Below are 7,128 nucleotides of genomic sequence, written 5' to 3' on the forward strand. Positions count from 1 at the left end.
TGGTCAATTTACATTTTTCAGTGTTCATTTTGCAATTTGCAATCAACACCGAGGCCGGTCAGCCACGAATCCCCAAAGTCGTCCAGTTTCCCTCCACGCAAACATTTTCGTCAGCCCAGGCGATGCCTAGGCCGCTAAATCATTGGGGTTGTGGAGTTATCGGCTCGCGCCGTTTTTATCCTGTCTCACCATCGAAGGTCTTAGCCCAGAGGGCGGCATATCTTTGCCGGTGGCATCAGCCGCCGGTCCACGGAAAAAGCGAATCCAATAGCCCGGAGGGCGGCAGAATGCCTTCGTTGTGTCGCCCGCTGGGCTTGATGGCGGTGAGGAAACAAAACCGGTGGCTTACGCCAACGGCAAAGATATGTCGCACTCTGGGCTAGAATTAGCGTCGTTCCGCTCCGGGCTAAATCGGCGCTGCCACGCCAAACTGGCCGCGGCGAAATCACCAGCAAGGCGGACTAGGCGTCGTGACTTCAACAGCCCAGAGGGCGAAACATCCTTGCCGGTGGCGTCAGCCGCCGGAATCAGGAACCATCACACTGAAAGCCCAGCGGGCGACACATCACGGAGTCTTGGGCTGACACATGATGTTCGTGGCTTTGGACAAGCTGCATCGGCAAGGTTTAAAACAAGCCATTATCCTCGTTCCCGAAAAGTCGATCGGAGCGAGCTTTGCGGGCACGTCGCTGAAAGAGCATGTTTCCTTTGCCGACTGGACGATCGAGCCGCAATGGAATCTTTGCAGCGCCGCAGGAACAGAAGGTGGCAAGAAGGATTCCGCACAGAATCGGTGCGGATACGGTGCGGAAACGAAAAAACGCCAACGGCTACAAACCGTTGACGTTTTCGTAAATCGCCCTAAAAAGTACCGTAAAAAAACGTGCTTAAACGGCTCCAACCAAAATGCCCGGGGCGGGACTTGAACCCGCATAGCCGTTACCGGCCGGGGGATTTTAAATCCCCTGTGTCTGCCAATTCCACCACCCGGGCGAGAGGGATTTCGTGGGAGGGGTGAGTTTAGCAGCCAAATGCGGCTTTGACACGGCCAGGTCAGCGGACGTTCGCGAACAATTTGTGTGATCGGCTCTCGCGTCCGCAAGCAGAAAATCTCTTACCGCTGGCAGCAGCGTTTGTATTTTTCGCTGCTGCCGCAGGGGCAGGGATCGTTGCGGCCGATGCGGCGGCGTCGATTGGGGCGGCGAGAGAGTAGTTGCCGGGTGTCTTGACGGTAGATCTTTTGAAGCATTTCGTAGAGCTTTGGGGTCTTCTTTTTCAACATCGCTGGGGATTCAAAGAAGTATTCGCTTAGCACGGCAAAGTATTCTGCTTCGTTGGTGTAGGCGTAATCGTCGATGTGCTTTTGCGTTGCTTTGTCGTCTTTGAGTTCGCGGCCAACCCACTGGATCCATGGCTGGACAACTTGGTGCGGGATGCCGGCGGGCAGTCCGTCGATCGTTCCGTCGGCTTTGTCGACCAAGTGAGAGAATTCGTGGATGCCGACGTTTCGCTTGTCGCTGTTGATGTCGAAACCTGAAATGAGATCGGGCTTTGACAGGATCATTACGCCGCTGAGATGCCCCGCGCCGACCATGCCCAAGATGTTGCGTTGACCTTCTCCATCGGTTTCATAGTTCTCTCCATAAGCATTCGGGTAAATCAGCACTTCGCCCAATCGAGCGTATTCCCAGTCCTGGAATCCAAAGATCGGTATGATCGCACTAGCCGCGACGAGGGCGCGTGTCGTGTCGTCAACGTCGGTACGAATTCCCGTTACCGAAACTTCGTCTAAAAAGACTTGCATCAGTTTTTTAAAACGCGATTGTTCTTGGGCGTCCAACGCGCGAAAGAATTCGACGTGGGTAATCAGTGCGGATTGCCAGGCGTCAGGGAATGGTTCGGATTGGATGCGAAACCGCCGGGCTGTGGTACGCCTGACCCAGTAGTAAACCAAGCAAGCCAGCGGCAGCATCAGAAGCCACGCAGTCGATAGGGTCGTCAAGCCCAACCCGATCAGCGCGATGGAAACCGCCGCCACGACAGCGTGAATCTGGTTGCGTTGGTTTTGCTGAGCTGATACGAGCATGGAGTTGCTTTCATTGGGGTTACCTGCACAACCGTCACTTCCCGGTCAGGTGGGACGTCAATGTCTACCGCTGTCCTCGGACATGCAAGATTGAATCGATTGATCGGTGTAACCGTACCGAAACCGAGTCAGTGCCGGTATTACCGGGACAACGAAATCTGGGGAATGAATGGTTGCCCTCAGTTTCACGAACGTCTCACTACTCGATCAACAAGCGAAAACTTTCGCCAGTGCCTCAGTCGATTTCCGAACCGGTCTTGCATGAACCCTGCTTTGGTTTGCGCATTGAAAGCCATGTGGTCCAGGCTGCGATCGCATTGCCGCTGGCCGACGGTCGACGCCAGTTGTCGTTTGACGAAATCGTGTGCCCGACCGAATCGGGATGGTTGACGGCAAGCGGTGCGGCCGAGCTTGAATCGGCTTTGGAAACTTTGGTGGAACGGCATCACATGCGGCGTCACCGAATCGCGGTGTCATTGGATGGCGATTTTTGCGTTACGCGGGTGACGATGGGGACGCCGGATCAAGTCGATCATGATTTGGAAATGTTGGGGGATCGAATTCCCCGGTATCTGCAACTTGGTCCCGGTGAAAAAGTAACAGGGAACGCTCGCGGTAAAATCGACAACAGCATGGACCATTCGGTGACTGGGGTGGTTAATCGGTCGTTGATCCAAATTATCTATGACGCCTTCCGCAGCATTGATGTTGATGTGGCGTGGGTTGAACCATCACTGGTCAGCATTGCAAGATTGGCTGGACAAGACAAAGCATTCGACGAACGTCCTGTTTTGATTGCCGACGGCATGGGCAAACAATGGGATGTGGGGATCGCATGCGCCGGTCGCTTGTTGTTGGATTACCGTCCCGCCGCAGCGAACAACAACGAAGGATTCTGTAAAGTCTTAGAAGGACACTACGAACGTTTGAAACGATTCTGTTCCCGCCACCGTGGAGTCGTGACGGACGAACTGCACGATCTGTTGATCTGCGGCGACGAAGAGAAAACTCAGGATGTTCTACAGCGACTAAGCCATTCGTCTCGCGTGAATACATCACGTCTTCAGATTCCGATGCTGCCGAATCTTTATGAAGTAAGTCCGGCTGACCAGTTGACGCGAAACGTTCCCGCGGTTGCGACGGTTTATCCGTTGCTGGTGGGGACCAAGTTAGAAGACGTCGCGGATTTGTTGGAACAGGTTCGCCGAGCCCCCGATTTGTCGCTGGGCCAAAAGGTCTTGAAACAATGCTGGCCGATCGCGGTCGCTGCGGTTTGTTTAGTGATTTCGTATGGATTGGTTTCATCGGAACGTCGGCGTCATGCGGGGTCCGATGGTGGGCGTGCTGCATTGCAGGCGGAAATTATTGCCACCAGCGTCAAGCAATCACGCATCTCTCACGATCGCCAAGAGCTGGATTATTTGATTCGTATCGCAAACCTTACTCAGGAACCTCGCTGGGACCAGATGTTTGATCGGATCACCAAAATGCTGCCGCCGTCGGTGAAATTAAACGAGTTTCGCGTGGATTCGGGAAGCGCGATTTTGATGGAGGGAACCACGGTCGATGAAACGATGATCTACGAACTCGTGAATTCGCTCAGGCACTTGCCGTCGGTTTCGCAGGTCGCTTTGAAGGGCACGACGCCCAATTCCGAAGACCAATCAACCCGGTTCACTGTTCAGCTAAAAACCGTCGAAACAACGACAACCGCTGGTGCATCAGTCGCATCGAAGTTTGGCTCTGAAGAAAGCGGAGGCGTCCAATGAGTCTTCGTAGACCGTCGCGACAGGATGCGTCCAATTTTGCGTCAGGCCGGACGTCACGCGCGATCATCGCCAGTTTTAGTCTGCTTGCGATCGCGTTGATCGGTGGGAAATGGATTGAGGAATACCTTTTGCTAAGCCGAGACGCTGCGCAGATGGATGTGTTGCAGGCCGAGTTTGACGAGGCCCATCGACGTCGCGAGAAACTGCTTTCGATCGAATGGAAGCTGAAAGGTGCGCTAAATCGAGCCAAGGAGCGTGGTGTCGGTCCAGACGATATCGAGTTTGTTCGAGAGTCGTTGATCGGTATCGTTCGTGATGCTGGTGCGAGTTTGCGGCGATTGGAAGTTGGTGAGAATGAGGTGCGTGCATGGTCGATGGCGGAGGACGATCCGCGAAATGACACAGCACCGTTGTACGGCGACAATTCGTCATTCGTGCTTCACAAACATGCGGTGCAAATTCAAGCAGACGGACGGATGGAATCCATTGAAAAAGTGCTTGAAAGTATCAACAGTCATGGATGGTTGATGTCAACGAAAAATTTGTTGATTGGCCCCACCGGTTCGATCAATGCGATGGCGTCGATTGAGGTGACGATGATCCTGTATGGGCTCGAACCTGCACCAGAGGATTTGATGGAAGAGGATGAGGAATTTGCAATGCGAAGAAGTCCGCGTCAATTTCGCTGATGACTGCAAGTCTGTGCTTCAAGCGAGGCTTCGAATTGCCAAAGACGCGGATACACCGCTGACGGATACCACTAGTCAACTACGCCGAAGAAATAGGTTTCATGCCATGGATGGCTGTAAAACTACACGCTCAATCGACACGCCCGCGAAGATGCCTTGGCATCGTTTGTTGTGGTGTACGTTGGCGACGTTGGTATGCGTTTCATCATCCAATGCCCAGTTGCCTCAAGCCAACAAGGCATTTGCGAACAGTGGGGCACTACACGAAAGTGGCCTGCGAGCGTTGGATCTTGGCGGCATTCGTAGCGATATCAGTGCAATCCGTACGCTCGATTCAGCATCGGCGGCACCTGCCCGAATCGTTCGGGGACGCAGTCGGGTGATCGAAGCGACCCGGTCGCCGATGGTCGCTGTTTTGACTTCGACGGTGGAGTCTGATTTACCACCAAGCAGCCTTGTCGTCCCAGCAAACTCAACTCAACAAGATGCTCCGCAATCTGCGGATGTCAACAAGAAACCCGCCAGTGTAGAAGAAGCACTCGAAGCCCGTGGCAGCGTCACCTTTCGCAAAACCCCGCTCTCGGAAGTCGTGTTCTTACTGAGCGATCTTTGGCACATCAACATTGTTGCCGGCGAAAACGTCAACGGCGAAGTGAGTGGATCGTTTCATGACGCACCACTCCGCGAAGTCTTATCGGCGGTGCTTACATCGTCAGGGTACAGCTATCGAAAAACCGGCAGCAGCCTGGTCGTGCTAACGGCCGATCAAGTGGGTTCGGACGACCCAAGTTTCGTTTCCGATACGCTGCGTATTCCTGAAATGCTTCGCGAAGATGAATCAGCCCTGGAAGCCGCCCGCATGCTGTTGAGTGAGCGCGGTCAAATTCGTCGGCTCGGCAACGATCTGGTTTTGGTGATTGATTCCGCTGCTCGGATTGATCGCGTGCGAAATCTTTTTTCCGGGTTTGGCGGATTCGATTCATCAGCGATGACGAACGGAACGGGCGAGTTTGAACAAAACGAAAACGCGATCAATGGCAACGCGTTGGCGAGCACACCGGCGATGCTGACGTCGGGGATCGCTTACTTTTCGCCTCAATATACGGAAGCCGAGGAAATGCGGGAGCCGCTACAGTCGGCGCTGGGCGACAGCGTCGTTGTCGCCGTCTTCCCGACGGAAAACCGAATCATGGTAAAAGGAAGCGCGGCGGACCTGCGTTTAGCAACGGAGGCGATCGAGCAGCTTGATCGACCGAGAAGTCAAGTTCGTATCACGGCGATGATTTACGATGTGTCACTGAAAGAAGTTGAAAGACTGGGAGTCAATTGGAACGTTCAACCGCACAGTCGCGGGCTTGGGCTAACCGATTTGAATGATGCGGAATCGTTGCAGTTTCGCAATTTGATCACCGGCTCTACTGGATTGATTACAGATACCAATGCAACGGGCGCGGCCAACCTTGCGGTGTCATCGCTCAACAATACGATGAATGTTGGAATGCTGTTGCAGGCTTTGCAAGGGAATAGCGAGGCCAAGTTGCTTGCTGACCCGTCGGTAACCGTTGGTGATCGAAGGAAGGCATCGATTCGGATTGTCCAAAAAATTCCAATCTTGGCAGCCGACCCGGTCGAGAATTCTGGTGTTGTATTTTCACAGGTCCAATTTGAAGAAGCCGGAATTATCTTGAAAGTGCAACCCCGAATCAGTCGTGACAATACGATCGATTTGCAGGTTCAACCGGAATACAGTGTCGTTGCAGACTTCATCGCAAACAATCCCGTCATCGATACTCGGACCGCGGAAACAACTGTTCGAGTTGCCGACGGTCAGACCTTCGTGTTGGGTGGATTAAGGCAAAAATCGATCGTTGAATCGACCAGCGGTGTGCCCTTTTTGAAGGACGTGAAGTACATCGGCAAGTTGTTCCGAAGCCACGATACCGAGATCCGCGAAAGTGAGTTGATCGTTTTTATCAAACCCGAAATCGTGACTCCTTACGATTGTGGAAATGCTCGACAACGAGAAGCCGCCTATATCTCGAATCGGCAGCTCGATGAAATTCCACACGCCCAAGAACAATCGATGATTCCATGTTGCAATGACAAGCATTGCCCGAACCACCATCCAACGTGTCGAGCAAATGGCGGCAGCGAGGGATTGAAGTACACCGAGGCTCTGAGGTTTGGAGAGTGCGATCCCGTGACGCATCCAACTTACGAATCGCCACCGGAGAACGCTGTTCACGACGATCAGGTACCAGTTCATCCGCAAGATGTTCCGCAAGATGTTCCGCAACATCTTCCGCAACAGAGTGAGTTCATCGAAGAAGGTTACTTCGAGCCGATTCACGTCCACGAAGCTGTGCTGCAGTAATTGTCATTTGCGAATGGTTGCATTGCCCAAGGCCGGGAAGGGTTTCGAATTTGTTTAACCGCGTGGGCATCGCCTGGCCTGATGAAAATCATTGCAACGCAGCAAATTGGGCAAGCTGCACCATGGCAGACAACACAAACTGCAGCGCTGTGAAACATTGTGGCAACGGCACATTTCCCTGATCGCCAGCATGTAGGCCGTAGCGAGCCA

The 7,128-nt window shown here is 53.4% G+C and carries 4 protein-coding genes and 1 tRNA gene; 3 read left to right on the forward strand and 2 right to left on the reverse strand.

What is annotated here, in order from left to right; genetic code table 11:
* Window positions 1-907: 907 nt before the first annotated feature.
* Together RC85_RS24165 and RC85_RS24170 are read right to left on the reverse strand one after the other, a co-directional pair.
* Window positions 908-993: transfer RNA gene (locus RC85_RS24165), tRNA-Leu, on the reverse strand.
* A 121-nt stretch (window positions 994-1,114) separates the two neighbouring features.
* Window positions 1,115-2,086, reverse strand: a complete 972-nt coding sequence (locus RC85_RS24170; protein ID WP_068267316.1) for a M90 family metallopeptidase — start codon at window positions 2,084-2,086, stop codon at window positions 1,115-1,117.
* 173 nt (window positions 2,087-2,259) lie between these two features.
* Between RC85_RS24170 and RC85_RS24175 the strand changes: the two genes are divergently transcribed.
* The 3 genes from RC85_RS24175 to RC85_RS24185 all read left to right on the forward strand — a co-directional run bounded on the left by RC85_RS24175 (window position 2,260) and on the right by RC85_RS24185 (window position 6,918).
* Window positions 2,260-3,855: a PilN domain-containing protein gene (locus RC85_RS24175; RefSeq protein WP_149752904.1), complete on the forward strand. Its 1,596-nt coding sequence runs from the start codon at window positions 2,260-2,262 to the stop codon at window positions 3,853-3,855.
* Complete coding sequence (locus tag RC85_RS24180; RefSeq protein ID WP_068267318.1) at window positions 3,852-4,544, forward strand: hypothetical protein; 693 nt, start codon at window positions 3,852-3,854, stop codon at window positions 4,542-4,544. The genes RC85_RS24175 and RC85_RS24180 overlap by 4 nt, the downstream gene beginning before the upstream one ends.
* 106 nt (window positions 4,545-4,650) lie before the next feature.
* Window positions 4,651-6,918 (forward strand): type II secretion system protein GspD, encoded by a 2,268-nt coding sequence (locus RC85_RS24185; RefSeq protein WP_160148180.1) that lies wholly within the window; start codon window positions 4,651-4,653, stop codon window positions 6,916-6,918.
* Window positions 6,919-7,128 lie beyond the last annotated feature (210 nt).

Source organism: Rubripirellula obstinata (assembly GCF_001642955.1).
Taxonomy (GTDB): domain Bacteria; phylum Planctomycetota; class Planctomycetia; order Pirellulales; family Pirellulaceae; genus Rubripirellula; species Rubripirellula obstinata.

Excerpts from the sequence above, each read along its gene's own strand:
- RC85_RS24180 (WP_068267318.1), top strand. The coding sequence starts at position 3,852 with ATGAGTCTTCGTAGACCGTCGCGACAGGATGCGTCCAATTTTGCGTCA.
- RC85_RS24170 (WP_068267316.1), bottom strand. The coding sequence starts at position 2,086 with ATGCTCGTATCAGCTCAGCAAAACCAACGCAACCAGATTCACGCTGTC.
- RC85_RS24185 (WP_160148180.1), top strand. The coding sequence starts at position 4,651 with ATGGATGGCTGTAAAACTACACGCTCAATCGACACGCCCGCGAAGATG.